Source organism: Kitasatospora sp. NPDC036755 (assembly GCF_040636595.1).
Taxonomy (GTDB): Bacteria; Actinomycetota; Actinomycetes; order Streptomycetales; family Streptomycetaceae; genus Kitasatospora.
In genome coordinates this window covers 1-22,413 of record NZ_JBEZUT010000131.1, presented here as the reverse complement: position 1 = coordinate 22,413, position 22,413 = coordinate 1, and the positions used below count along the sequence as shown (strand labels likewise).

Sequence of the window (22,413 nt, the reverse complement as noted above, 5' to 3'; positions counted from 1 at the left end):
GGCGGCGCGGCCGTGCCGCTCGCCGGCGGGCCGGCCGGCCCCGGCCGGGCTGGGTTCGGACCGGGCGGGCCCCGGGGCGTCCGTCCCCGGGTGCGGGGGTTCGGCGGGGAGCTCCTCGACGACCGGCCCGCCGGCCTCCCGGTAGCCGGCCCGCTCCTGGACGGTCGGCGAGAGCGCCACGAAGGCCGAGGCGAGGAAGAGGAACGAGCCGAGGCCGACGGCCAGCGGGAAGACGAACTCCATCGGGCTGGCCCCGCCGAGACCGGTGCGGGTCGGCTCCAGCCGGACGTGGACGGCGGCCATGCCGGTGTAGTGCATGCAGCTGACGGCGAGGCCCATGCCCATCGCGGCGGCCGCGGCCGCGTACACGTTGCGGATGGTGACGGCGGCCCAGAGCGCCGCGGTGGCGGCACCGACGGCGACGAGCACGGACAGCGCGACCGTTCCGGCGTCGTAGCGCAGGCCGCCGTGCATCCGGAGGGCGGCCATGCCGAGGTAGTGCATCGCGGCCACGCCGAGGCCGGTGGTGACGCCGCCGGACAGCAGGGAGAGACTGCGGTGCCGGCCGTAGCAGACCACGGTCAGGCCGAGGCCGGTGACCAGCACCGCGACCACGAGGCTGAGCACGGTCAGCGGCACGTTGTAGCGCAGTTCGGTGCCGTCGACGGTGAAGCCGAACATGGCGACGAAGTGCATCGTCCAGATGCCGGAGCCGATCGCGGCGGCTGCCGTGACCAGCCAGTTCCGCCGGGCCGGGCCGCTCGCGGCCAGACCGCGCAGTGTGCAGCGCAGCCCGAGGGCCGCGCCGGCGCAGGCCATCAGGTACGAGAGGGCGGGGGTCAGCCAGCCGAGGCTGAGATGGTTGAGGGTGCCCATGGGACCTCCGGTCGACCGGTCGGGCCCGGGGGCGGTACGCGGTGCGCCCGGGCTCCCCGGGCCGGGCGGACTGCATACGAATGGCATATGCCAACCGCATGTGCGCTTCCGGCCTGGGGTGCGTGGGACGCTATCGAGGGTCCGGAATCGGTCAGACAAAGATCTGAAAAGCTGCCCGCGAGGCTCGGATGGTGTGTTCGGATGAAGGGGTCCTGTGCCCGGAGGTCCGCGGGCGCGGCGAACACATGACAGCGGACAGATAACAGAGTTTGAAATCTGTCATCTGTCCGCTGAACTCTGTCAGTTGCACCCCGTTCGCCGAACAGCACCGGTCACCGACCGCCAGTTGTCGACAGCTTCCCGCCGGCCTCTCGCCCGTCAGCCCTTCGCCGTGACCCTGATCCGCATCGGGCTCGCCGCCCGCAGCGTGATCCCCTGGGCGAGCGCCACCCGCCGGTCCACGGCCTCCACCTCGAAGTCCCGCAGCAGCACTCCCAGCGCCAGCACCGCTTCCAGCATCGAGAAGTGCTGCCCGATGCAGGCCCGTGGCCCGCCCCCGAACGGGAACCACGCGTAGCGGTGCCGGATCCGCTCCGCCTCCGGCAGGAAGCGGTCCGGGTCGAAGCGCTCCGGGTCCTCCCAGTGGTCCGGGTGCCGGTGGGTCACCAGCGGCGCGACGACGACCTGTGCCCCCGCCGGGATCACGTACCCGTCGATGACGGTCTCCTCGACCGCCCGCCGCCCGCCCAGGGCCGCCGACGGGTAGAGCCGCATCGCCTCCTTCAGCACCCGGGTGATGTACGGCAGCGCGTCCAGGTCCGCCGCCGTCGGCGCCCGCCCGGTCAGCACGACCCGCGCCTCCTCCCGGGCGATCCGCCGCTGCTCGGGGTGCTTGGCCAGCAGGTGCAGCGCGAAGGCCAGCGCGGTGGCCGTGGTCTCGTGCCCGGCGAGCAGGAACACCAGGACCTGGTCGCGGAGTTCGGTCGGGTCCAGCCGCCCGCCGTTGTCGTCGCGGGCCCGCCCGAGCAGGGTGAGCAGGTCGTCCGCGCCTTCGTCGCCACCGTCCCGCGCTGCCCGTTCGGCCCGGGCGGCCCGTTCGGCGATGATCCGGTCGCAGACCCCATACAGCGCCCGCTGGGCCTCGGCACCGCGCCGGTTGGCGGGGGTCGGCCAGGTGCGCGGCAGGCGGACCGGAGCGTAGCCGCGGTCCTTCACGTACTCGCCGAGTATCGGGAAGCTGCGGTGGACCACCGCCACGGCCTTCTCCACGTCGGCGCCGAACAGGATGCGCGCGACCGCCCGCAGTGCGAACCGGGACATCTCCTCCGCCGCGTCCACCACCCCGCCGGGCACCGCCCGCCAGCGGTCGGCGAGCGACTGCGCCTCCTGCGCGAGCGCGTCCGCGTAGCCGTCGACCCGGCGCCGGGTGAACAGCGGCTGTATCATGCGGCGTTGGCGCTGGTAGACGGCATCCTGGCTGGTCAGCAGCCCGTTCCCGACACTGCTGCGCAGTTCGTCGTAGAAGGGGTCCTCCTTGCGGAAGTTGGCCGCCTCGCCGGCCAGCACCTGGCGGACGCCCTCCGGCGAGAACACCCCGTAGAAGTCGGCCCGCAGCCCGGGCGGCCCGGCCTGGAAGCGCACCACGTCGCCGTGGTCGCGCCTGGCCGCCAGATAGCTGCGCAGCGGGCGGCGGGTGAGGTCGAACAACGATCCGACCAGGGGGTTCCCGACCGGGACGGGTATCGCGGAGGTGGGGGCGGGCACCGGGCGGGGGGCCGGTACGAGACCCGGGTCGGGGACGGGCATGACTTCGGTGGCCATCGGCACTCCTTCTGTTCAGGGATGCGCCCGCCGCCTCTGGCGACGGGCAGCCGGCACCCGGGGAGAGCCGCGCCCGGACCTGCCCGGCCGGAGCAACCGAACCGTCCGACCAGCCGACCCGCCGAACCGATCGGACCGCCGAACTGATCGGACCGCCGGATCGCCGAACCGGCCGGACCGGTTGGGCGGCCACCCGGCCCGGACCCGGACCCGTCTCACTCGTACTCGGTGCCCCCCTTGCGGGTCAGGTAAGCATCGCCGACCACCTTGACGATCGCCCGCCCGCCGAGCGCGGGACTCCAGCGCTCGGCGACCGGCCGCACCACCACGCCCTCGCGCACGTGCAGTTGACGTCCGGAAACGGTCTCCTTGCCCCGGGCGAACCCCAGCACGGTCTCCGGATCGAACGGCCCGCGCCACAGTTCCGGAACCAACGGCAGTTCTCCGTCCAGGAGTTCGACTGCCGACAGCCAGTTCAGCCGACCGTCCACCACGGCCGACACGTCGAAGGCCGCGTAGCCGGGCCGCTCGGTGCGCGCCGAGGCGCCGTAACTCAGGTCCTGCACGCCCTCGCCGAAGACCTCGCCGAAGATGCCGACCCGCTCGGCCCCGAGGCGCTGCGCCAACCGGGCCGCCACCGCCGGGATGTCGTACGCGCGCACCGCCCGCCAGTAGAGGTTGCGGGTGGACTCGGCCAGCGCCAGCCCCTGCGCTCCGATGCCCTTGGAGGACACCCGCACCTCGCCGGTCGCCGCGACGTACGTGACCAGGCAGCAGCTGCCGTGCAGCTTCTCGGTCAGCACCACCGGCTCGCCGGGCTCGAAGACGTCGGGGTAGCGCTTGAGGTTCTCGATGTCGACCCAGGGCAGCAGGTCCGGTGCGCTGACCACGTCACCGCTCATCGACATCGGCACCGGCGGCTGCCACTTGACGACCCCGAGGAGTTCGGCGAAGTCGTCGCCGCGCTCGGCCGCGGCAGCCAGGTCGACGCCGGACAGGGCGGCGGGCCGGCAGACGATGCCCTGGGACAGCTCGCCGCGCAGCCGCACCGCCTTTACCCGGTTCGCCCGGGCCCCGGCCAGCTTGCCGGTCAGGCCCAGTTCCTCGATCAACTCCTCGGGGAGCACGGACTGTTCGGGGATGTAGACGGCGTGGTCCCCGGTCCGGTACGCGCCCTTCGCGACCACCGCCAGGTAGAGGCCGACCTGGGCGAGTTCCAGGGCGTCGGCGTTCGGGTGCTCCAGGACGATCAGCTTCTCCGCGGTGACGCGCAGCGTGGACATGGACGGACTCCTCCCCTTGGTTCGGCCGCGGCGGCGCATCCGACCGACCCGGCCGCGTGTACGGACGGCGACCACTCTGGCCGTTCCACGGCCGCCGGCGCGACGCCTTTTCCGCGCGCCCCGGGAGCGCCACCAGCCCCCTGCCCTCTCCCCCCGGGCCCGTTCGCGCCATCCCACAACAGCCCGGAGCCCCGCGACAGCCCGGCCCTGTGCGAACCGACAGGGGATTTATCGCTCGCATTTGCGGCACTATGATCGCCGTAATGGCCGCACCTGCGACCAGTCCCTCGCGCCCCTCCCGGCGCGCACCCCGGAGGGGAAGCACCGATGAGCACCCGTACGCCCACCACCCGCAGGCTCTCCGTCGCCGCCGTCGTGGCCCTCGCACTCGGCCTCGGGGTCACCGCCTGCGGCAGCGACGGCGGCACGTCCTCCGGTTCCACCGCCTCCTCCGGCGCCTCCGCGGACGCCTCCGCCGCCGGCAGCGGCGTGCCGAAGGCCTCCGGTACGGTCACCGTCTTCGCCGCCGCGTCGCTCAAGGAGACCTTCACCGAGCTCGGCAAGAAGTTCGAGGCCGCCAACCCGGGCACCAAGGTCACCTTCAACTTCGGTGGCAGCTCCAGCCTCGCCACCAGCATCAACTCCGGCGCGCCCGCCGACGTGTTCGCGGCCGCCAGCCCGGCCACCATGAAGACGGTGGCGGACGCGGGCGGCGCCAGTGGGCAGCCGGTGAACTTCGTCAGGAACACCCTCACCATCGCCGTTCCCAAGGGCAACCCCAAGCACATCGCGGGGCTCAAGGACCTCACCGCCTCCGGCGTCAAGGTCGCCCTGTGCGCGAAGGAGGTGCCGTGCGGGGCCGCCGCCCAGACCGCGCTCAAGGCCGCCGACCTCAACCTCACACCGGTCACCCTGGAGCAGGACGTCAAGGGCGCGCTCACCAAGGTCGAACTCGGAGAGGTCGACGCGTCCCTGGTGTACCGGACCGATGTGCGGGCCGATGCTGCGAAGATCGACGGCGTGGACTTCCCCGAGGCCGACAAGGCCGTGAACGACTACCCGATCGCCGCGCTCGCCAAGGCCCCGAACAAGGGCGGCGCCGCGGCCTTCGTCGCGTACGTCCAGTCGCCCGAGGCCAAGCAGGCGCTGACCGCGGCGGGCTTCCAGGCGCCGTGAGCGACCGCACCCCCGGCTCCGGGGCGACGCACCCGGGCCGGGACCGTCACCCGCAGGGCCGTCACCCGCAGGACCGTCACCCGCGGGGCCGGCCGCCGCGAAGCCGGCGCCCGCGAACCAGCCGCGTCCCCGTCACCCTGCTGCTCCCGGCGCTGCTCGGACTGGCGTTCCTGATCCTCCCGCTGGTCGGCCTGCTGGTCCGGGCGCCCTGGAGCGGCCTGTCCGAGCAGCTCACCAGCACCGCCGTCTGGGACGCGCTGCGCCTGTCGCTGATCAGTGCGACGGCGGCCACCGCGGTGTCGCTGGTCCTCGGCGTCCCGCTGGCCTGGCTACTCGCCCGCACCGAACTGCCCGGCCGACGGGTGATCCGGGCGCTGGTCACCCTGCCGCTGGTGCTGCCCCCGGTGGTCGGCGGTGTGGCACTGCTGCTGGTGCTCGGGCGGCGCGGCATCGTCGGCTCCTGGCTGGACTCGGCGTTCGGGATCACCCTGCCGTTCACCACCACCGGGGTCGTGATCGCCGAGGCGTTCGTGGCGATGCCGTTCCTGGTGATCAGCGTCGAGGGCGCGCTGCGGGCCGCCGACCCCCGCTACGAGGAGGCCGCCGCGACCCTGGGCGCCTCCCGGCTGACGGCGTTCCGGCGGGTCACCCTGCCGCTGATCGCCCCGGGCATCGCCGCCGGGGCGGTGCTGGCCTGGGCCCGGGCGCTCGGCGAGTTCGGCGCGACGATCACCTTCGCGGGCAACTTCCCCGGCCGCACCCAGACCATGCCACTGGCCGTCTACCTGGCCATGGAGTCCGACCCGCAGGCGGCCATCGCCCTGTCGCTGGTCCTGCTGGCGGTCTCCGTGGCCGTCCTGGTCGGCCTGCGCGACCGCTGGCTGTCGACGCCGTGACCCCACCCGCGCGCACCCCTCCGGACGGCCGCCCGAGCACGCCCCCGGCACTCCCCCCGGCACCACTCCCGACGTCCCCGGCACCTTCCCGGACACCTTCCCGGACGCCGAGGACGGACAGACCCGAACCGCCGACCACCTGGACGCCGCCCCGATGAGCACGGACAGCCGCCCCGAACCCGCCCTGGATGCCCGCCTGCGGGTCGAGCGCGCCGCGTTCGCCCTCGACCTGGCCCTCACCGCCGCCCCCGGCGAGGTGGTGGCCCTGCTCGGCCCCAACGGCGCCGGCAAGTCCACCGCCCTGCGCGCCCTCGCCGGACTGCTCCCGCTCACCGGCGGCCACCTGCGCCTGGACGGCCGACTCCTGGAGGATCCGGCCCAGCGCGTGCACACCCCGGCCGAGGAGCGGCCGGTCGGCGTGGTGTTCCAGGACTACCTGCTGTTCCCGCACCTCAGCGCGCTCGACAACGTCGCCTTCGGCCCGCGCTGCCAGGGCCGTCCCAAGCGCGAGGCGCGGGCCGAGGCGGCCGGCTGGCTGGAGCGGATGGGCCTGGCCGAGCACGCCTCGGCCCGCCCCGGCCGGCTCTCCGGCGGCCAGGCGCAGCGGGTGGCGCTCGCCCGCGCCCTCGCCGTACGCCCCCGGCTGCTGCTGCTGGACGAGCCGCTGGCCGCCCTGGACGCCCGCACCCGGCTCGATGTCCGGGCCCAACTTCGGCGCCACCTGGTCGAGTTCGAGGCGGTGGCGGTGCTGGTGACGCACGACCCGCTGGACGCCATGGTGCTGGCCGACCGGCTGGTGGTGATCGAGGACGGGCGCGAGGTGCAGTCCGGCAGCCCTGCGGACGTCGCCCGGCGACCGCGCACCGACTACATCGCCCGGCTGGTCGGGCTCAACCTGTACCAGGGCCGGGCCGAGGGCACCCGGGTCACGCTCCCGGACGGCACGGTCCTCGCCACCACCGACGAGTTGGACGGCCCGGCGTTCGTCGCCTTCCCGCCCTCTGCCGTGACGCTGTACCGGGAGCGGCCGCAGACCAGCGCGCGCAACCTGTGGCAGGCCGAGGTCACCGGGCTGGACCTGCACGGCGACCAGGTCCGCGCGGAACTGGTCGGCGACCTGCCGATGGCCGCCGACCTCACCCCGGCCGCCGTCGCGGAGCTGGAGCTGGCACCCGGCGTCGCGGTCTGGGCCTCGGTCAAGGCGACCCAGGCGCACGCCTACCCGGCCTGACGGCCTGCCGCCCCGTCGGCCGACCGGCCACCTGTCGCATCGGCCGGCCGGCCACCGGCCCTGCCTCGGCGGGGCAACCTCTGTGGCCCCGCCCCGACGGGATCACGCGGCCGCGATCACTCCGACGGTTCGACGAACCCCGACTCGTACGCCGCGATCACCGCCTGGGTGCGGTCCCGCGCGCCCAGTTTCGCCAGCACGCTGCTGACGTGCGTCTTCACCGTCTGCACGCCTAGGAACAGCCGCTCGGCGATCTCCCCGTTGCTGAGGCCGCGCGCGACCAGCCGCAGCACCTCCGCCTCGCGCTCGGTCAGCGCCGCCCGTTCCATCGCCGCACGGGCGGTCGGGTTGCCGTGCCCGGCCGCCAGGCGGCGGATCGCGGCCGGGAACAGCAGCGACTCGCCCGCCGCCACCAGCCGTACCGCCTGGGCGATCTCGGCCGGTCGGGTGCGCTTGAGCAGGAAGCCGTCGGCGCCCGCGCGCAGCGCCTGGTACACGTAGTCGTCGTTCTCGAAGGTGGTCACGACCAGGATCCGCGGCGGGCACTCCCCCGGTGCGCCGGGGCGCAGCAGTTCGCGGGTGGCCGCCAGGCCGTCCAGCACCGGCATCCGGACGTCCATCAGCACCACGTGCGGGCGCAGCGCCCGGGCCAGGGCGACCGCTTCCGCACCGTCGGCCGCCTCGCCGACCACCCGCAGGTCCCCCTGCGCCTCCAGGACGGCCCGCAGGCCGGCCCGGACCAGTTCCTCGTCGTCGGCGAGCAGGATGTCGGTCGTCCGGGCGGCTCCCGCGGCCGAGCCCGCCGTCACAAGATCGTTCGTCACGAGCCCAAGCGTAGGGGCAACCTGACGGCCAGCACCCACTCCCCGGCCCCCTCCGCGGCCCCGTCCCGCACCGGCCCCGCCGTCGCCTCACCGCCGAGCAGCGTGGCGCGTTCGCGGATGCCGCGCAGTCCCTTTCCTCCCTTACCCGTTGAGCCCCGGCCCGTTCCACCCGCCGGGGGCCGCGCCGGGCCCGCCGCCGAACGTGCCGACCCGGGCAGCCGGTTGGCGCAACGCAGCTCCAACCGGCCGTCCCGTACGGCGATCCGGATGTCGAGCGGCTCGCCGGGGGCGTACTTGAGCGCGTTGGTGACGGCCTCCTGGACGATCCGGTACGACTCGCGGGAGAGCACCCCGGGCAAGGTGCCGGACGGCACTTCGACCCTCGCCTCCACCGGGCCACCGGCCGCCCTGGCGGTGTCGAACAGCCCTGGCAGCTGGTCGATCCCGGGCTGTTCGGTGGCCGGGCCGTTCGATCCGACCGGGGACTCGCGCAACAGCACGAGGGTGCGTTCGAGGTCCTCCATCGCCTGTCGGCCGGTCTCCTCGATGACCTCGAGCGCCTTCGCCACGAAGGCCGGGTCCCCGACCTCGCGCGCGGCTCCGGCCTGAAGCACCGTCACCGTCAGGGCGTGGCCGATCGAGTCGTGCAGTTCCCGCGCCAACCGATTGCGTTCCAGCAGCCGTTCGGCCCGCAGCTCCGCCTCGGCCAGCCGCTCCGCCGGTGACGGGCCCAGCAGCCGCACCGCCATGGCGAGTTGGAGGCGGCCCGCGTACACCAGGAACCAGCCGAAGCAGAATGCCGCCGGCGGCACGAGCGGGAGGTACCAGAGGGCGTCCGGACCGGTCAGCAGGTCGAAGGCCCCGGCGATCCCGAAGACCACCGGGAACCCGACCAGCGAACCGAGCACGACCCTCCCGATCAGCCAGCCGGCCGTGCGCCGCCGGTCGGCCCAGGTGCGGGACGGCTCGGTGGCGATGTCCTCCTCGCGGTCGGGCACCAGCAGCAGCCGGGCCTGCACCCCCTCGGCCCGGCGCGCCGCCGGGATGAGCGCGGTGAGCGCGAGCAGCACGACGTCCAGCGAGACGCTCGCCACCAGGATCTCGCCGAGGCCCTTGTGGTACGTCCCCGGGTAGATCATCAGCACGATCCCCGCGAAGATCCACCCGACCAGCAGGTGCAGCAGCCGCGCGTACGTGGTGCCGGCCACCAGGGGCGCGAGGAGCCTCGGCACCGCGCGGACCGGTGCCGTACGGACGCGTGCCGTACGGCCCGGTGCCGAACCAACCGACGCCGCGCTTGCGGACACCGCGCTCTTCAGCGCTGCGATCTTGGACATTGGGCCATCCTGCCAGCTCACCCCCGGACGCCGGATCCCGCACCGGTCTCCGGTCGCCTCCCTCCCGGGAGGGAGGCGGCTCCCCGCCCCGGCGGGATCCGCAGCAGGGGGCCACTCCGGTCGAATGGAGCCACCGCCCGGGGCCCACCACGGAGACCCCGCCCGGCGGAGAACACCGAGACGACAAGACGTCGAGACGACAGGACGAGGGGAGCCGGCCGTGATCGAGATCCAGGGCCTGACCAAGGAGTACGACGGCCGGCGCGTCGTCGACGACCTGACCTTCGAGGTCCGCCCCGGCGTGGTGACCGGCTTCCTCGGCCCGAACGGCGCCGGCAAGAGCACCACCATGCGCCTGGTCCTGGGCCTCGACCGCCCGACCGCCGGACACGCCCTGGTCGGCGGCCGGCCGTACGTCGAACTCCCGGACCCGCTGCGGACGGTCGGCGCGCTGCTGGACGCCCACGCCCTGCACGGCGGCCGGACCGCGCACGGCCACCTGCGCTGGCTCGCCGCGAGCAACGGGCTGCCGGCCCGCCGGGTCGACGAGGTCCTCGGCCAGGTCGGTCTGGCGGACGCGGCCGGACGGCGGATCCGGGGCTTCTCGCTCGGCATGCGCCAGCGCCTCGGGGTGGCCGCCGCACTGCTGGGCGACCCGCCGGTGCTGCTGCTGGACGAGCCCGTGAACGGCCTGGACCCGGAGGGCATCCGCTGGATCCGCACCCTGCTGCGCGACTTGGCCGCCGAGGGCCGGGCGGTACTGGTCTCCTCCCACCTGATGACCGAAATGGCGCTCACCGCCGACCACTTGGTGGTGATCGGACGCGGCCGGCTGCTCGCCGACGCCGCCACCGCCGAGTTCATCGACCGCCACGGCCGGACCCGGATCAGGGTCCGCGCCGTCGCCCCGGCCAAGCTCGCCGCCCTGCTCGGCGATCCCGGCCACGGACTCGACGCCACCGAAGTCGGCGACGGCGCCTGGGAGGTGAGCGGCGCCGAACCCGAGCGGATCGCCGCGCTCGCCGCCGCCCACGGCGTGGTGCTGTACGAGATCGCCGTGCAACAGGACTCCCTGGAGGAGGCGTTCATGCGGATGACCGCCGACAGCGTCGAGTACCGCGCGGAGGCCGCCGCATGAACGCGCCGACGCCCGCGGCGACTTCCGCCGCGACTCCCGCCGCGGCATCCGCCCTGGCACCCGTTCCGGCGTCCGCCCGGACTTCCGCCGTCGACGCCCTGCGCGCCGAGTGGATCAAGCTCGCCACCCTCCGCTCGCTCTGGATCACCCCACTGCTCGCCCTGGTGCTCACCGCCGGCATCACCACGGCCGTCGGAGCCGCCCTCGGCGGCAAGGACCACAACCTCACCGACGACCCCGGCGCCGGCATCTTCTACGGCCTCAACTTCGGGCAGGCGGCGCTGGCCTGCTTCGGCATCCTGCTGATCGGCCAGGAGTTCAACACCCGCATGATCGACGTGTCGCTCACCGCCGTACCGCGGCGCGGCCGGCTGTACGGCGCCAAGCTCGCGCTCGGCGCACTCGCCGGACTCGTGGTCGGCGCCGCCGGGACGGCGGGCGCCTTCGCCGGGTACGCGGCCACCGTCCCCGCCGACTGGGACGGACCCGCCGTGGTCCGCGCCGCCGCGGCCGGGGTGCTCTACCAGGCCCTGCTGGTCGTGTTCTGCCTCGGGACGACCGCCCTGCTGGGCAACCTCACCGCCGCCATGGGCCTGCTGGTGCCGTCATTCTTCCTGCTCTCGCCGCTGCTCAGCGGCGTTCCCGGGGTGCGCCGGGTGGTCCAGTTCCTGCCCGACCGGGCCGGCCAGTACGCCCTCCGGTACGCCGATGACCCGCTGGTCGCCTACGGCCACTGGACCGGGCTGCTGATCATGGCGCTCTGGACCGCCCTCGCGGCCTACGGCGGGCTGCACGCCCTGCGACGCGCCAAGTGACCCAGGACGCAAGGGACATGGAGCCAGAAATGGGAGACCGGAGATCGGAGCGACGATGAGCAGCACGACCCACGCCCTGCGCGCCGAGCGGGTCAAGTTCACCACCCTGCCCTCGCAGTGGGCGGCCCCGCTGGTCGCGCTGGCGCTGACCGTCGGCGTCACGGCGGCCGTCAGCGCCGCCTACGGGGCGAAGGACCACACACCGGGAGAGGACCCGGCCGTGGCGATCTTCTACGGACTGAACTTCGGCCACGTCGCCGTGGCCTGCCTCGGCATCCTGCTGATCGGGCAGGAGTTCAACACCCGCATGATCGGCACCTCACTCACCGCGGTACCCCGGCGCGGCCGGCTGTACTGCGCCAAGCTCGCGCTCGGCACCGGGCTCGGCCTGCTGCTGGGGCTGGCCTCCACCGCGGGCTCGTTCCTGGCCGTCGGCACCACCGTCGGCCTGGACCTCTCCACCCCGGGCCTGACCCGCAGCTTCCTCGCCGGCGTGCTGTACCACCCGATGATGGTGCTGCTCTGCCTCGGGCTGACCGCGATGCTGGGAAACTTCAGCGCCGCGCTCGGCCTGCTGGCCCCGATGGTGTTCCTGGGCACCACCTGGCTGGCCGCCATCCCCGGCGTTCGCGAGCTCGGCCAGTTCCTGCCCGACCGGGCCGGCCTGTACGCGACCCGCACCCAGCCCGAAGCGGGCGTCCACTACGGCCACTGGACCGGGCTGCTGATCATGGCGGTCTGGACCGCCCTGGCGGTCTACGGCGGGCTGTGGGCGATGCGGCGGTACGAGCAGAGCTGACGGGCCTCTGCCGGCCCGGCGCCCGGCGGCTGGCGGCTGGTTGGCGAACAGCGAACGCCTGACAGCGAACAGCTGACAGATTTCGAAATCTGTCAGCTGTTCGCTGTCATCTGTTTCCTGTCAACTGTTCGCCGCGCCCCATCGCGGGCCCGCCGCCGCCCGACGACCGGCAGCCGCCGCCCGCCACCCCGTCACCCCGTCACCGCAGCCCGGGGTGCTCCGCGATCACCGTGCAGCTGCCCGGGGCGATCTCGGTGAAGCCCGCGTCCTGGACCACCGGCAACCCGCTGCGGACGAGCTCCTCCCACGCGTCCGGCGAGGCCGTCCGCACCGCGAGCGCGAAGCCGGCCTCGGCCCACTCCTTGCGCTGCGCCTCGTCCAGCCGCCACCACGCGAGCTGGGCGGCGTGCCCGGTCTGCGCCATCGTCTTGCCCGCGCTCATCTCCAGCTCGGGGTTGAGCCAGAGCACCGGCAGGCCGGGCTCGGGCGCCCCGACCTCGGCCGTCTCCTCCAGGTCCGTCCCGGACACCTGGAGCTTGGCGAGCTCCTTGGGCCAGCCGTCCAGCGGGACCGGCGGGAACACCCGCACCTCGGCCTCCCGTCCCTGCACCGTGACGCCCGGCAGCTCGCCCGCCCGACGCCATTCCCCGCCCCGGGCCCGCCGGACCACCTTGCGGATCCTGGCGTCCTCCCAGGCCGTGACCCGCTCCGCCCACTCGCCGTCCGCCTCGGTGACCCTCGGGTCGGCCAGCAGCGTGAGCACCGCCCGCGCCGAGGTCTCCAGCGCGTCCGTCCGGCTCGGCGGGGTGGCCCGCTCCAGGCGGACGAGCAGCGGCAGCACGTACTGCGGCCGCTCGTCGCGGTCCTCACGGTCCTCGCGCGACGGGGTGTCGCCGGGGCCGGCCTCGGGCGCGGGCGCCACCGGACCCGGAGCGGCGGAAGGAGACGGAGTGGCCGGGGCCGGAGAAGCGGGGGTCGGGACGTCGGAAGGATCGGAAGGAGAAGTCACCTGTCCAGGATGCCAGCACCGCCCCGGCCGACCAGGCCCGCCCCTTCCGCCACGCGCTCTTCCGCGCAGGCTCTTCCGCTCAGGCGCTCCTGCGCCCCGGCACTCGCCCCGCGCCCCGTCAGCGCCGGTAGCCGCGCTGCGGGTCCCGTTCCTCCGCGTCCTCGTACATCAGGAACCAGCCCTCCGGGTGGGTGGCCGCCAGCAGCAGCTCCGTGCGCTGCTCCGCCCCCAGCTCCGGATCGCCGTCGTCCGGTCCGTAGACGCCGAAGAGCTCGTCCTGGCAACCGTCCCAGTCGTAGTCGTAGAGGTCGGCCGGGAGGTCGCCCATCATGTCCGCCACGGACTCGGGCTGCGCGCCGAGCAGCGCCCTGGCGTCCACCAGGGCCATTCGCAGCGCGATCTCCTCGGCCAGGCAGCGCGGCAGCGGCCACTCGCCGAGCGCGAGGTCGTCGGCGAGGTCGTCGAAGGCCCGGGCCATCGCGCGGCGCCAGCCCCGGTGCATCCGCCAGGTGCGCTCGGGAAGCCGGGCGAAGACCGTCCAGTCGGCGTCCTCGCCGTCGGCGACCGCGTCGTCCCCGTGCTCGTCGAAGTCGTCGTACGCGGCGTCGGCGAGGCCGAGCAGCTGGGCGTGGAGCAGGCAGGCGGTGCGCGGGGTGAGCGTCCAGTCCGCTCCCGCGCCGCCGCTCTCCTCGTCCCCCTCCAGCGGGAAGAGGTCGGCGAAGTCCGGCGTGAAGTCCTCCGTGACGCTGATCTCCAGGGTGCCGCCGATCGCCTCGACGCCAGGGATGGCGGCCACCAGCCGGTCGGGGTGCAGCAGCGCACCGAGCGCCGCGTTGGCGTCCTCGGCGACCTCGCGCAGCAGTTCGCGGCGTTGGCCGGCCGGGTCGATGCCCTCGAAGTCCAGCTCCTCGACGGCCCTGATCGCGGCCGCGCGCAGGGCCGGCCAGTCGGTGATCCGCAGGCCCAGCACCACCGTCGCCTCGATCTCCTGCGCGCCGGAGTCCTCCGCCGCGCCCGGCCCCTGTGGATGATCGCTTCGCTCGCCCATGGGGCTAACGGTACGGCCTTTCGGTCGCCCGATCACCGGTCCGGACCAGCTTCCGGAAGCGTTCTCGGTCACCCTCCGGCCCCGCCTCTGTCACTCGGACGCAGGAACTTGGCAGGATGAGCCCCATGGCTGACATCAATGAGTACGGCGGCGGGCAGGGCCCGAACGCCGACGTCCTGGTCGTGACCACCAACGACATCCCCGGTTTCCGGGTCGACCACGTGATCGGCGAGGTCTTCGGGCTGACCGTCCGCAGCCGCCACATCGGCAGCCAGATCGGTGCCGGTCTGAAGTCGCTGATCGGCGGAGAGCTGCGCGGCCTGACGAAGACCCTGGTCGAGAGCCGCAACGAGGCGATGCAGCGGCTGGTCGAGCAGACCAAGGCGCGTGGCGGCAACGCCGTCCTGATGATGCGGTTCGACGTCACCGAGGCAGCGGACGTGGGCACGGAGGTCTGCGCCTACGGCACCGCGGCGGTCATCTCCCCGGTCTCCTGACACCTCCGTCGATCCCCCCTCTCCCCGATCGGCACTCTCCCCCGACGTGCCCCCGCTCTCGCGCCGGTTCACACGCCCCCGTTCACGAGTCCCGTTCGCGTCGGACGGGCGGAATCCCGACGGGAACACCCGCCCGCCCCGCGATGTTTCACCGGTGTGACTGTTTACGGTGCAACGAACAGCGTTCCGGAGCGGGTGGACGTCCTGGTGGTGGGCGCCGGACAGGCAGGACTGTCCGCCGCCTACCACCTGCGCCGCCGCGGGTTCGCCCCCCACCGGGCGGGTGTCGACGGCGGCTTCGTCGTGCTCGACGCCAACGCCGCCCCGGGCGGCGCCTGGGCGCACCGTTCGCCGTCCCTGCGGATGGCCACCGTGCACGGCGTCCACGACCTCCCGGACGCCGAACTCCCGCCGCCGGACCCGGACGCTCCGGCGCGCGAGGTGGTGCCGGAGTACTTCGCGGCGTACGAGGCCCGGCACACGCTCCCGGTCGTACGCCCGGTCGCGGTGAACGCCGTACGTGCCGAGTCCGAGCGCCCGGACTCCCGGCTGCTGGTCGAGACCGACCGCGGCACCTGGTCCACCCGCGCGCTGATCAACGCCACCGGCACCTGGACCCGTCCCTTCCTCCCGTACTACCCGGGCCGTTTCGCGGGCCGCCAGCTGCACTACGCCGACTACCGCGGCCCCGAGGAGTTCGCCGGCCGGCGGGTCCTGGTGGTGGGCGGCGGCGCCTCGGCGGTCCAGGTGCTGTCGGAGGTGGCCGCGGTCGGCGAGACCGTGTGGGTCACCCGCTCCGAACCCGTGTACCACGACGGACCCTTCACCCCCGAGTACGGGCGCGCGGTGGTCGCCAAGGTCGAGGAGCGGGTCCGGCAGGGCCTGCCGGTGCGCAGCGTGGTGAGCGTCACCGGGCTCGGCCCGTCCGTCGCCTACCGGCGCGCCGAGGAGCTGGGGGCGCTGCACCGCCGGCCGATGTTCGACCGGCTGACCGAGCACGGGGTGGCCTGGGGCGACGAGGAGCTGGCGGTGGACGCGATCGTCTGGGCGACCGGCTTCCGGCCCGAGGTCGGGCACCTCGCCCCGCTCGGGCTGCGGTCCCCCGGCGGCGGCATCGCCCTCACCGGCACCCGTGCCACCGCCGACCCCCGGGTCCACCTGGTCGGCTACGGCCCGTCCGCCAGCACCGTCGGCGCCAACCGGGCCGGGCGAGCGGCCGTCAACGACCTGGTCGGGCTGCTCGGCGACCCGGCAGCCCGGATCCCGACGCCTGGGATCCCGACGCCCGGCGATCCGGGGACCAGCGACCCGGGGGTCAACGGCTCGAGGAGCGGCGATTCCGGGGTGGGCGCCCCTAATGCCGGTGTCCCGGATGCCGGCGTCCCGGCCATGGTGCCCGCCATGGTGCCTGCCGCCGTCTGAGACTCAGCGGTCGTAGTCGACGGTCACCCGGTCGGTGACCGGGCGGGCCTGGCAGGTGAGGACGTAGCCGGCGGCCAGTTCCTTCTCCTCCAGCGCGAAGTTGCGCCGCATCTCCACCTCGCCCTCGGTGACCAGGGCGCGGCAGGTGCCGCAGACCCCGCCCTTGCAGGCGAACGGCAGATCGGGGCGGGAGCGCTGGGCACCGTCCAGGACCGAGCGGTCGCGCGGGAGGCGGAGCGTGCTGCCGCGGCCGTCGAGCACGACGGTGACCTCGCTCTGCTCGCCCGGAGCGCCGTCGGCGGAGGTGTCCGTCCGGTCCCAGTCCTCGTCGCGCTCCGGGAGCGGCTCGTCCTCCGCGTGGAACAGCTCCTGGTGCACCCGCCCGCCCGGCACGTCCAGCTCGGCGAGCAGCTCCTTCGCCCCGGCGACCATGCCGAACGGGCCGCACAGCCACCAGTGCCCGACGCTCCCGACGTCCACCAGGGCCGCCAGCAGCGCGCGGACCCGCTCCGGGTCCAGCCGGCCGCTGAGCAGCTCGGCGTCCCTGGTCTCCCGGGAGAGCACGTGGACCAGCTGGAAGCGGTCGAGGTAGCGGTCCTTGAGGTCGGCCAGCTCGTCCGCGAACATCACGGTGTCGCTGCGCCGGTTGCCGTAGAGCAGGGTGACGGTGGAGCTGCCGTCGGCGGCCAGCACGGAGGCGGCGATCGACAGCATCGGGGTGACCCCGGAACCGGCCGCGAGCAACACGTGATCGGCCGGGACGCCGAGTTCGGGGGTGAACAGGCCGGACGGCGTCAGCACCTCCACCTCCTCGCCCGGCTCGGCCTCGCGCACCAGCCAGCGCGAGAACAGCCCGCCGGGCACCTCCCGGACGGCGATCCGCAGCGGCCCGCCGACCGGGGCGCAGATCGAGTACGAGCGGCGCTCGTCGGTGCCGTCCACCAGCTTGCGCAGGGTCAGGGTCTGACCGGGACGGAAGGCGTACTCCTGCGCCAGTCCGTCCGGCACCTCGAAGGTCACCGCGACGGCATCCTCGCAGAGCCGCTCAACCCGGCCGATCCGCAACCGGTGGAAGGTCGGGCGGCGGGCGGGGCGGACTCCGGCCGCTTCGGGCCCCGCACCCGCGGCGGAGCCGGAGACGGAAGCCGGGGCGGAAGCGGAAGCGGAAGCGGGGGCGGAAGCCGGGGCGGAAGCCGGGGCGGAACCGGCAGCCGGGGCGGAGGCGACAGCCGGGGCGGAGGCGACAGCCGGGGAAGCGGCGGGGACGGGGGAAGCGGCGGGCATTCAGATCTCCTTGACGCGTTCGAACGGCTCGCGGCAGACCCGGCAGCGCCAGAGCGCCTTGCAGGCGGTGGAACCGAAGCGGGACAGCTCCTCCGTGTCGGCTTCGCCGCAGCGCGGGCACGGCACGGCGGCGTGCGCGGCCGCGGTGCGGGCACTGGTGCGGGTCGGGCCGAGGGTGAGCGCGACCGGCCCGGCCGGGCCGGCGGCGGAGGCAGCGGAGGCAGCGACGGAGGCGGTCGGGCGCGGCGGGGCGATGCCCGCCTCGGCGAGCTTGCGCCGACCCTCGGCGGTGATCAGGTCGGTGGACCACGGCGGATCCAGCCGCAGCCGCACCCGGACGTCCGGGTATCCGGCCGCACGCAGCCGGCGGTCCACGTCGGCGGCCATCTCGGCGACGGCGGGGCAGCCGGAGTAGGTCGGGGTCAGCCAGGCGGTCACCGCGCCGCTGCCACCGTCCACCTCGACCTCGGCAAGGACGCCCAGGTCGGCCAGGGTGAGCATGGGCAGCTCCGGGTCCGGCACGGCCGCGGCGACCGCCCAGGCCAGGCCGTCCGTCGTCGGTGCCGCCGAACCCGCCGCGCCCGCCGGGGCTTCCGGGCTCGTACGGTCCATGGCGACGCCGCCCGTCACCACGTCGCCCCCGGGTGGGCCCGGGCCACCACCTGCAGCTCGGCGAGCAGCGGGCCGAGCGCCTCGGTGTGCACACCGTCCCGACCGGCCCGGCCGAGGACAGTGGCCAGCGGCGGTACGTCCGGCACGGTCAGCCCGGCCTCGGCGAGGACAGCGGCGAGCGAGCCCAGCACCGGTTCGCGCAGGGTCGCCGGGTCGACGCCCGCCCGCAGCTCCACCGGGTGCGCGGTGAACAGCTCCTCCAGCAGCGGCCAGACCGCGTCCAGCCCGGCCTGCATCCGCTCGGCGGAGTACGGCGTGCCGTCTCCGAGGCGCAGTGTCCATGCGGTGGCGTACTCCCGGTGGTACGCCAGCTCCTTGACGCCCCGGGTCGCGACCGCGGCCAGCACAGGGTCGGGGTGCGCGCTCAACGCCTCGTACAGGGCGCCGCGCGCGGTGGCGAACAGCAGCAGTCGGGCGATCGAGTACGCGAAGTCGCCGTTCGGCGTCTCCACCAGGCGGACGTTGCGGAACTCGTGCTCCTCGCGCCAGTACGCCAGGTCGTCCTCGGTGCGGCCGGTTCCGTCCGCCTGGCCGGCCCGGGTGAGCAGCAGCCGGGCCTGGCCCAGCAGGTCGAGGCCCAGGTTGGCGAGCGCGACCTCCTCCTCCAGCTCGGGTGCCCGGGTGCACCACTCGGTCAGCCGCTGTGCGAGGACCAGGGCGTCGTCGCCCAGCATCTGGCAGTAGGCGGCGAGGTCGACGCCGTCCAGACCGGCGGGCAGCGCGGTGTCCACGCCGAGCAGCGGGTCGGCGAAGCCCGTCCCGTACGCCCAACGGCCCTCGCCCTCGGGGCCGGGTGTGGCGTCGGCGAGGCTGAGGTAGACGTGGTCGTCCTCGCCGGTGCCGGTTGTGGTGGCGGCGGTGCCGGTGGTGGAGGTGGTGTGGTCGTGCACGATGGCTCCCCCGTCAGATGTGCGGGACATCCTCGGGGATGTCGTAGAAGGTCGGGTGGCGGTAGACCTTGTCGCCGCTGGGTTCGAAGAACGGGTCGCGCTCGTCCGGCGTGGAGGCGGTGATCGCGTCCGAGCGGACCACCCAGAGGCTCACGCCCTCGTTGCGGCGGGTGTAGAGGTCGCGGGCGGCGAGCAGGGCCATCCGGTCGTCGGCGGCGTGCAGCGAGCCGACGTGGACGTGGTTCAGCCCGCGCCGGGGACGCACGAACACCTCGTACAGCGGCCAGCCGGCCTTGGACCCGGCCGGGGAGCCAACCTGGGGGTCGGTCACTTTCCGTTCTCCTCTTCGGTGGCTTCGGTGGTGCCGGTGGTGCCGGTGATGCCGGTGATGCCGGTGATGCCGGTGGCGTCCGTGGCACCGGCACCGGCACCGGCACCGGCGGCAGCTGTGGCACCGGCGGCTTCGGCGGCGCGCTTGGCCGCGTAGGCGACGGCCGCCTCGCGGACCCAGGCGCCGTCCTCGTGGGCGGCTCGGCGGCGGTCGACCCGCTGGGCGTTGCAGGGACCCTGGCCGTGGATGACCCTGGTCAGCTCGGACCAGTCCGGCTCGCCGAAGTCCCAGCCGCCGCGCTCCTCGTTCCAGCGCAGCTCGGGGTCCGGGAGGGTCACGCCCAGGTGCTCGGCCTGCGGGACGGTCATGTCGACGAAGCGCCGGCGCAGCTCGTCGTTGCTGTGCCGCTTGATCCGCCAGGCCATCGAGCGGGCGGTGTTCGGCGAGTCGGCGTCCGAGGGGCCGAACATCATCAGCGACGGCCACCACCAGCGGTCCACGGCGTCCTGCACCATCCGGCGCTGGGCCTCGGTGCCTCGCATCAGCGTCATCAGGAGCTCGTAGCCCTGGCGCTGGTGGAAGGACTCCTCCTTGCAGATCCGGACCATCGCGCGGGCGTACGGACCGTAGCTGCACCGGCAGAGCGGGACCTGGTTGCAGATCGCGGCTCCGTCCACCAGCCAGCCGATCACGCCGACGTCGGCGAAGGTGAGGGTCGGGTAGTTGAAGATCGAGGAGTACTTCTGGCGGCCGGAGATCAGCTTCTCGGTGAGCTCGGCGCGGTCGACGCCGAGGGTCTCGGCGGCAGCGTAGAGGTAGAGGCCGTGGCCGGCCTCGTCCTGGGCCTTGGCGAGCAGGATGGCCTTGCGGCGCAGCGACGGGGCCCGGGTCAGCCAGTTGCCCTCGGGCTGCATGCCGATGATCTCGGAGTGGGCGTGCTGGGCGATCTGGCGGATCAGGGTGGCCCGGTAGGCGTCGGGCATCCAGTCCCTGGGCTCGATCCGCTGCTCGGCGGCGACGACCGCCTCGAACCGGTCCTCCGGCGTCTGCGCGGGGACCGCCTCGGCCACCTCTGCTGTCACCACGGTCCCCTCTCGTGTCCTGCCCGGTCGACGCCCCGGGGGGCATCAACCGACTGACCGTTCGGTCGGTACCATTCTGCGCGGCGGGGTGGAGGGATGGCAAGGTGCGAAACAGATAACAGCTGACAGATTTCAGAATCTGTCAGCTGTTATCTGTCGGTTGATCTCTGTCGGTTGATCTCTGTCGGTTGATCTCTGTTCGCTGCTACTTGTCCGCTACTACCTGCCTGCTGCTGTCGCCGCTACGGCCCGCCGTAGCGGCTACACACCGCGCCGTGACCCGCGTACCGCGACCCACCTGGCAAGACGCGTCGGCTGCCGGCCGTCAGCGACTCACCGCCGGATCACCCCTCCGCGCGGTCGCGCAACCGGGGCAGCGGAACGGCGAGCAGCGCCGCCAGCAGTGCGATCCGGGGAGCGATCTGGTCGAGCCGGATGTGCTCGTGCCGGGCGTGCGCCCCGGCGCCCACCGCACCGAAGCCGTCCAGGGTCGGGAGCCCGCGCGAGCCCGGGAGGTTGGTGTCCCCCGCCCCGCCCGCGGGCGCGCCGTCCACCTGCTGGCCGAGCACGGCGGCGAGCGAACGCACGTGCCGCAGCAGCGGGTTGCCGGTCCGCTCGGGCCAGGCCGGACGGCTCGACAGCACCTCCGTACGGACCCGGGCCCCCGGGCGCAGCGCGGTGAGCCGGGCGAGGTTGTCCAGCGTACGGCGCTGCGCCTCGCCGGTGGCGAAGCGCAGCCCCAACTCGGCCTCCGCTCGGCCGGCGATCACATTGGCCCGCGAACCACCGCTGATCCGACCGGCGTTGAGCTCGGTTCCGGGCTGGCCGGCCAGGTCGCGCACCAGCACGAGCTGGTCCACCAGCTCGTCGACCGCGGACACCCCGTCGTGGGCGTCGTTGCCCGCGTGGGCTTCCCGGCCGGTCACGGTGAGCCGGACACGGGTGCTGCCGCGTCGCGCGGTCTTCAAGCGGCCGTCAGGGTGGGGCGGTTCTAGCCCCAGGACCGCGGCGGCACCGCGCAGTTGGCGCTCGACCAGGCGCCGCCCGTCGGGACTGCCCACCTCCTCGTCGGAGACCACGACCAGGCGGACGGCCCGGTGCGGGCGCTCGCCGAGGTCCGCGAGCAGCGCCAACGCGCTCTCCAGAATGGCGAGTCCGCCCTTCATGTCGACCACGCCGGGGCCGGTGAGCCGGCCGTCCTGCTCGGTCACCGGCCAGTCCGCGAGGGTGCCGACCGGCCAGACGGTGTCGTGGTGCCCCACGATCAGCAGGTGCGGCAGGGACTCGTCCCGGCCCTCCCACTCCAGGACGAGGTGGTCGCCGGCCGGTCCGGGCTCCCGCCGGGCGGTGGCACCGGTGGCGCGGAAGCCGGACTCCAACTCCTCCGCGAGGGCGTCGAGTCGGGGAGCGTCACCGCTGGGCGACTCGATCCGCGCGAGGTCGGCGCAGCGCCGCCGGACGGTTCCGGCGAGGGCGCGGGCACGGGTGCTGAGCGCCTGAGGCACCCCGGGCAGGGCCGTGGTGACGGCGGCGGCACCGGGGGCAGCGGGGATGGCGGGGGCGGCGACCCGGCCTGTCGAAGGCTTCGTGACCGAGGTGTTCGCCACCGCGGTCTTCGCCACCGGAGCCTTCGCGACCGACGTGTTGGCCACCGAGGTGTTGACCGCCGCCGTCTTGGCGACGACGGGATGGGTGAGGTCGGACCTCGAGAGGGCGGGCTTGGCGGCCGCGGCCCGGGTGACGGCCGTCTTGGCCACCGCGCTCGTCGCGGCGTTGGCCGTGGCCGCTGTGGCCTGCACCGGCGCGGCGGCAACCGTAGCAGCCGCGGCCACAGGGGCAGTTGCCGTTCCGGCGGCGTTGCCGGTGGTGGCTGCCGCGGTGGCGGTTGAGGTCGCGGCCGGAATGGTGGCCGAGGTGGTGGTCGCGGCGGCGGTGGCGGCCGCGGTGCGGGCCTCGCCGCCGGTGGCGGCCGGGACGGTGAC

21 protein-coding genes are annotated in these 22,413 nt (G+C 74.2%); 8 read left to right on the top strand and 13 right to left on the bottom strand.

Translation table 11 applies throughout. The features are described 5' to 3' along the window. The 3 genes from AB0E96_RS20635 to AB0E96_RS20625 all read right to left on the bottom strand — a co-directional run. Nucleotides 1–876, bottom strand: an 876-nt coding sequence (locus tag AB0E96_RS20635) for an MHYT domain-containing protein (RefSeq protein WP_359825619.1), incomplete at its 3' end; no start/stop codon positions are given. Nucleotides 877–1,254: 378 nt separating this feature from the next. Continuing rightward, the gene (locus AB0E96_RS20630; RefSeq protein WP_359825617.1) at nucleotides 1,255–2,697 is read right to left on the bottom strand and encodes a cytochrome P450; all 1,443 of its coding nucleotides are present in this window, start codon (nucleotides 2,695–2,697) and stop codon (nucleotides 1,255–1,257) included. Between the two features lie 215 nt (nucleotides 2,698–2,912). Further along, nucleotides 2,913–3,980, bottom strand: coding sequence for an RNA ligase (ATP) (locus AB0E96_RS20625; protein WP_359825614.1), 1,068 nt, complete (start codon nucleotides 3,978–3,980; stop codon nucleotides 2,913–2,915). A gap of 327 nt (nucleotides 3,981–4,307) precedes the next feature. On the opposite strand from AB0E96_RS20625, the gene modA reads away from it, so the two are divergent. From modA to AB0E96_RS20610, 3 genes are all read left to right on the top strand, one after another. Next, nucleotides 4,308–5,156, top strand: coding sequence for a molybdate ABC transporter substrate-binding protein (gene modA / locus AB0E96_RS20620; RefSeq protein WP_359825612.1), 849 nt, complete (start codon nucleotides 4,308–4,310; stop codon nucleotides 5,154–5,156). Between the two features lie 137 nt (nucleotides 5,157–5,293). Next, nucleotides 5,294–6,052 (top strand): ABC transporter permease, encoded by a 759-nt coding sequence (locus AB0E96_RS20615; protein ID WP_359825624.1) that lies wholly within the window; start codon nucleotides 5,294–5,296, stop codon nucleotides 6,050–6,052. A gap of 154 nt (nucleotides 6,053–6,206) precedes the next feature. Further along, entirely contained in the window at nucleotides 6,207–7,283 is a 1,077-nt protein-coding gene (locus tag AB0E96_RS20610; protein WP_359825610.1) for an ABC transporter ATP-binding protein, read from the top strand. A gap of 116 nt (nucleotides 7,284–7,399) precedes the next feature. On the opposite strand, the gene AB0E96_RS20605 is transcribed toward AB0E96_RS20610, so the two are convergent. Continuing rightward, complete coding sequence (locus AB0E96_RS20605) at nucleotides 7,400–8,107, bottom strand: response regulator transcription factor (RefSeq protein ID WP_359825607.1); 708 nt, start codon at nucleotides 8,105–8,107, stop codon at nucleotides 7,400–7,402. Beyond that, the gene (locus tag AB0E96_RS20600) at nucleotides 8,104–9,444 is read right to left on the bottom strand and encodes a histidine kinase (protein ID WP_359825606.1); all 1,341 of its coding nucleotides are present in this window, start codon (nucleotides 9,442–9,444) and stop codon (nucleotides 8,104–8,106) included. The genes AB0E96_RS20605 and AB0E96_RS20600 overlap by 4 nt, the downstream gene beginning before the upstream one ends. Before the next feature lie 220 nt (nucleotides 9,445–9,664). Between AB0E96_RS20600 and AB0E96_RS20595 the strand changes: the two genes are divergently transcribed. Genes AB0E96_RS20595 through AB0E96_RS20585 form a run of 3 tightly spaced genes read left to right on the top strand, consistent with a single transcriptional unit; the run spans nucleotide 9,665 to nucleotide 12,196 of the window. Continuing rightward, a complete protein-coding gene (locus AB0E96_RS20595; RefSeq protein ID WP_359825603.1) occupies nucleotides 9,665–10,582 on the top strand; it encodes an ATP-binding cassette domain-containing protein in 918 nt (305 codons plus the stop codon). Beyond that, nucleotides 10,579–11,397, top strand: a complete 819-nt coding sequence (locus AB0E96_RS20590) for a hypothetical protein (RefSeq protein WP_359825601.1) — start codon at nucleotides 10,579–10,581, stop codon at nucleotides 11,395–11,397. Before AB0E96_RS20595 ends, AB0E96_RS20590 begins: the two co-directional genes overlap by 4 nt. 55 nt (nucleotides 11,398–11,452) lie before the next feature. Further along, complete coding sequence (locus tag AB0E96_RS20585; RefSeq protein ID WP_359825599.1) at nucleotides 11,453–12,196, top strand: hypothetical protein; 744 nt, start codon at nucleotides 11,453–11,455, stop codon at nucleotides 12,194–12,196. A 199-nt stretch (nucleotides 12,197–12,395) separates the two neighbouring features. Here the strand turns inward: AB0E96_RS20585 and AB0E96_RS20580 are convergent, their stop codons facing one another. Together AB0E96_RS20580 and AB0E96_RS20575 are read right to left on the bottom strand one after the other, a co-directional pair. After that, nucleotides 12,396–13,118, bottom strand: coding sequence for an aminoacyl-tRNA hydrolase (locus tag AB0E96_RS20580; RefSeq protein WP_359825597.1), 723 nt, complete (start codon nucleotides 13,116–13,118; stop codon nucleotides 12,396–12,398). A 205-nt stretch (nucleotides 13,119–13,323) separates the two neighbouring features. After that, complete coding sequence (locus AB0E96_RS20575; protein WP_359825595.1) at nucleotides 13,324–14,253, bottom strand: hypothetical protein; 930 nt, start codon at nucleotides 14,251–14,253, stop codon at nucleotides 13,324–13,326. 125 nt (nucleotides 14,254–14,378) lie between these two features. On the opposite strand from AB0E96_RS20575, the gene AB0E96_RS20570 reads away from it, so the two are divergent. Next, nucleotides 14,379–14,750: a YbjQ family protein gene (locus AB0E96_RS20570; RefSeq protein WP_359825593.1), complete on the top strand. Its 372-nt coding sequence runs from the start codon at nucleotides 14,379–14,381 to the stop codon at nucleotides 14,748–14,750. Nucleotides 14,751–14,906: 156 nt separating this feature from the next. Next, entirely contained in the window at nucleotides 14,907–16,172 is a 1,266-nt protein-coding gene (locus tag AB0E96_RS20565) for an NAD(P)-binding domain-containing protein (RefSeq protein WP_359825591.1), read from the top strand. Between the two features lie 3 nt (nucleotides 16,173–16,175). Here the strand turns inward: AB0E96_RS20565 and paaE are convergent, their stop codons facing one another. From paaE to AB0E96_RS20535, 6 genes are all read right to left on the bottom strand, one after another. Further along, on the bottom strand, nucleotides 16,176–17,237 hold the full coding sequence (gene paaE / locus AB0E96_RS20560) for a 1,2-phenylacetyl-CoA epoxidase subunit PaaE (protein ID WP_359825589.1): 1,062 nt from the start codon (nucleotides 17,235–17,237) through the stop codon (nucleotides 16,176–16,178). A gap of 219 nt (nucleotides 17,238–17,456) precedes the next feature. Beyond that, nucleotides 17,457–18,068, bottom strand: coding sequence for a 1,2-phenylacetyl-CoA epoxidase subunit PaaD (gene paaD / locus AB0E96_RS20555; RefSeq protein ID WP_359825587.1), 612 nt, complete (start codon nucleotides 18,066–18,068; stop codon nucleotides 17,457–17,459). Nucleotides 18,069–18,082: 14 nt separating this feature from the next. Continuing rightward, the gene (paaC, locus tag AB0E96_RS20550) at nucleotides 18,083–19,018 is read right to left on the bottom strand and encodes a 1,2-phenylacetyl-CoA epoxidase subunit PaaC (protein ID WP_359825584.1); all 936 of its coding nucleotides are present in this window, start codon (nucleotides 19,016–19,018) and stop codon (nucleotides 18,083–18,085) included. Between the two features lie 13 nt (nucleotides 19,019–19,031). Continuing rightward, the gene (paaB, locus tag AB0E96_RS20545; RefSeq protein WP_359825581.1) at nucleotides 19,032–19,349 is read right to left on the bottom strand and encodes a 1,2-phenylacetyl-CoA epoxidase subunit PaaB; all 318 of its coding nucleotides are present in this window, start codon (nucleotides 19,347–19,349) and stop codon (nucleotides 19,032–19,034) included. Then, on the bottom strand, nucleotides 19,346–20,419 hold the full coding sequence (gene paaA / locus AB0E96_RS20540) for a 1,2-phenylacetyl-CoA epoxidase subunit PaaA (protein ID WP_359825622.1): 1,074 nt from the start codon (nucleotides 20,417–20,419) through the stop codon (nucleotides 19,346–19,348). The genes paaB and paaA overlap by 4 nt, the downstream gene beginning before the upstream one ends. Nucleotides 20,420–20,775: 356 nt before the next feature. Continuing rightward, nucleotides 20,776–22,413: M20 family metallopeptidase (locus tag AB0E96_RS20535; protein WP_359825579.1), on the bottom strand; the 1,638-nt coding region annotated here is incomplete at its 5' end.

Coding starts and splice junctions, on each gene's coding strand:
- AB0E96_RS20630 (WP_359825617.1), bottom strand. CDS start 2,697: ATGGCCACCGAAGTCATGCCCGTCCCCGACCCGGGTCTCGTACCGGCC.
- AB0E96_RS20625 (WP_359825614.1), bottom strand. CDS start 3,980: ATGTCCACGCTGCGCGTCACCGCGGAGAAGCTGATCGTCCTGGAGCAC.
- modA (WP_359825612.1), top strand. CDS start 4,308: ATGAGCACCCGTACGCCCACCACCCGCAGGCTCTCCGTCGCCGCCGTC.
- AB0E96_RS20610 (WP_359825610.1), top strand. CDS start 6,207: ATGAGCACGGACAGCCGCCCCGAACCCGCCCTGGATGCCCGCCTGCGG.
- AB0E96_RS20600 (WP_359825606.1), bottom strand. CDS start 9,444: ATGTCCAAGATCGCAGCGCTGAAGAGCGCGGTGTCCGCAAGCGCGGCG.
- AB0E96_RS20590 (WP_359825601.1), top strand. CDS start 10,579: ATGAACGCGCCGACGCCCGCGGCGACTTCCGCCGCGACTCCCGCCGCG.
- AB0E96_RS20585 (WP_359825599.1), top strand. CDS start 11,453: ATGAGCAGCACGACCCACGCCCTGCGCGCCGAGCGGGTCAAGTTCACC.
- AB0E96_RS20575 (WP_359825595.1), bottom strand. CDS start 14,253: ATGGGCGAGCGAAGCGATCATCCACAGGGGCCGGGCGCGGCGGAGGAC.
- AB0E96_RS20570 (WP_359825593.1), top strand. CDS start 14,379: ATGGCTGACATCAATGAGTACGGCGGCGGGCAGGGCCCGAACGCCGAC.
- paaD (WP_359825587.1), bottom strand. CDS start 18,068: ATGGACCGTACGAGCCCGGAAGCCCCGGCGGGCGCGGCGGGTTCGGCG.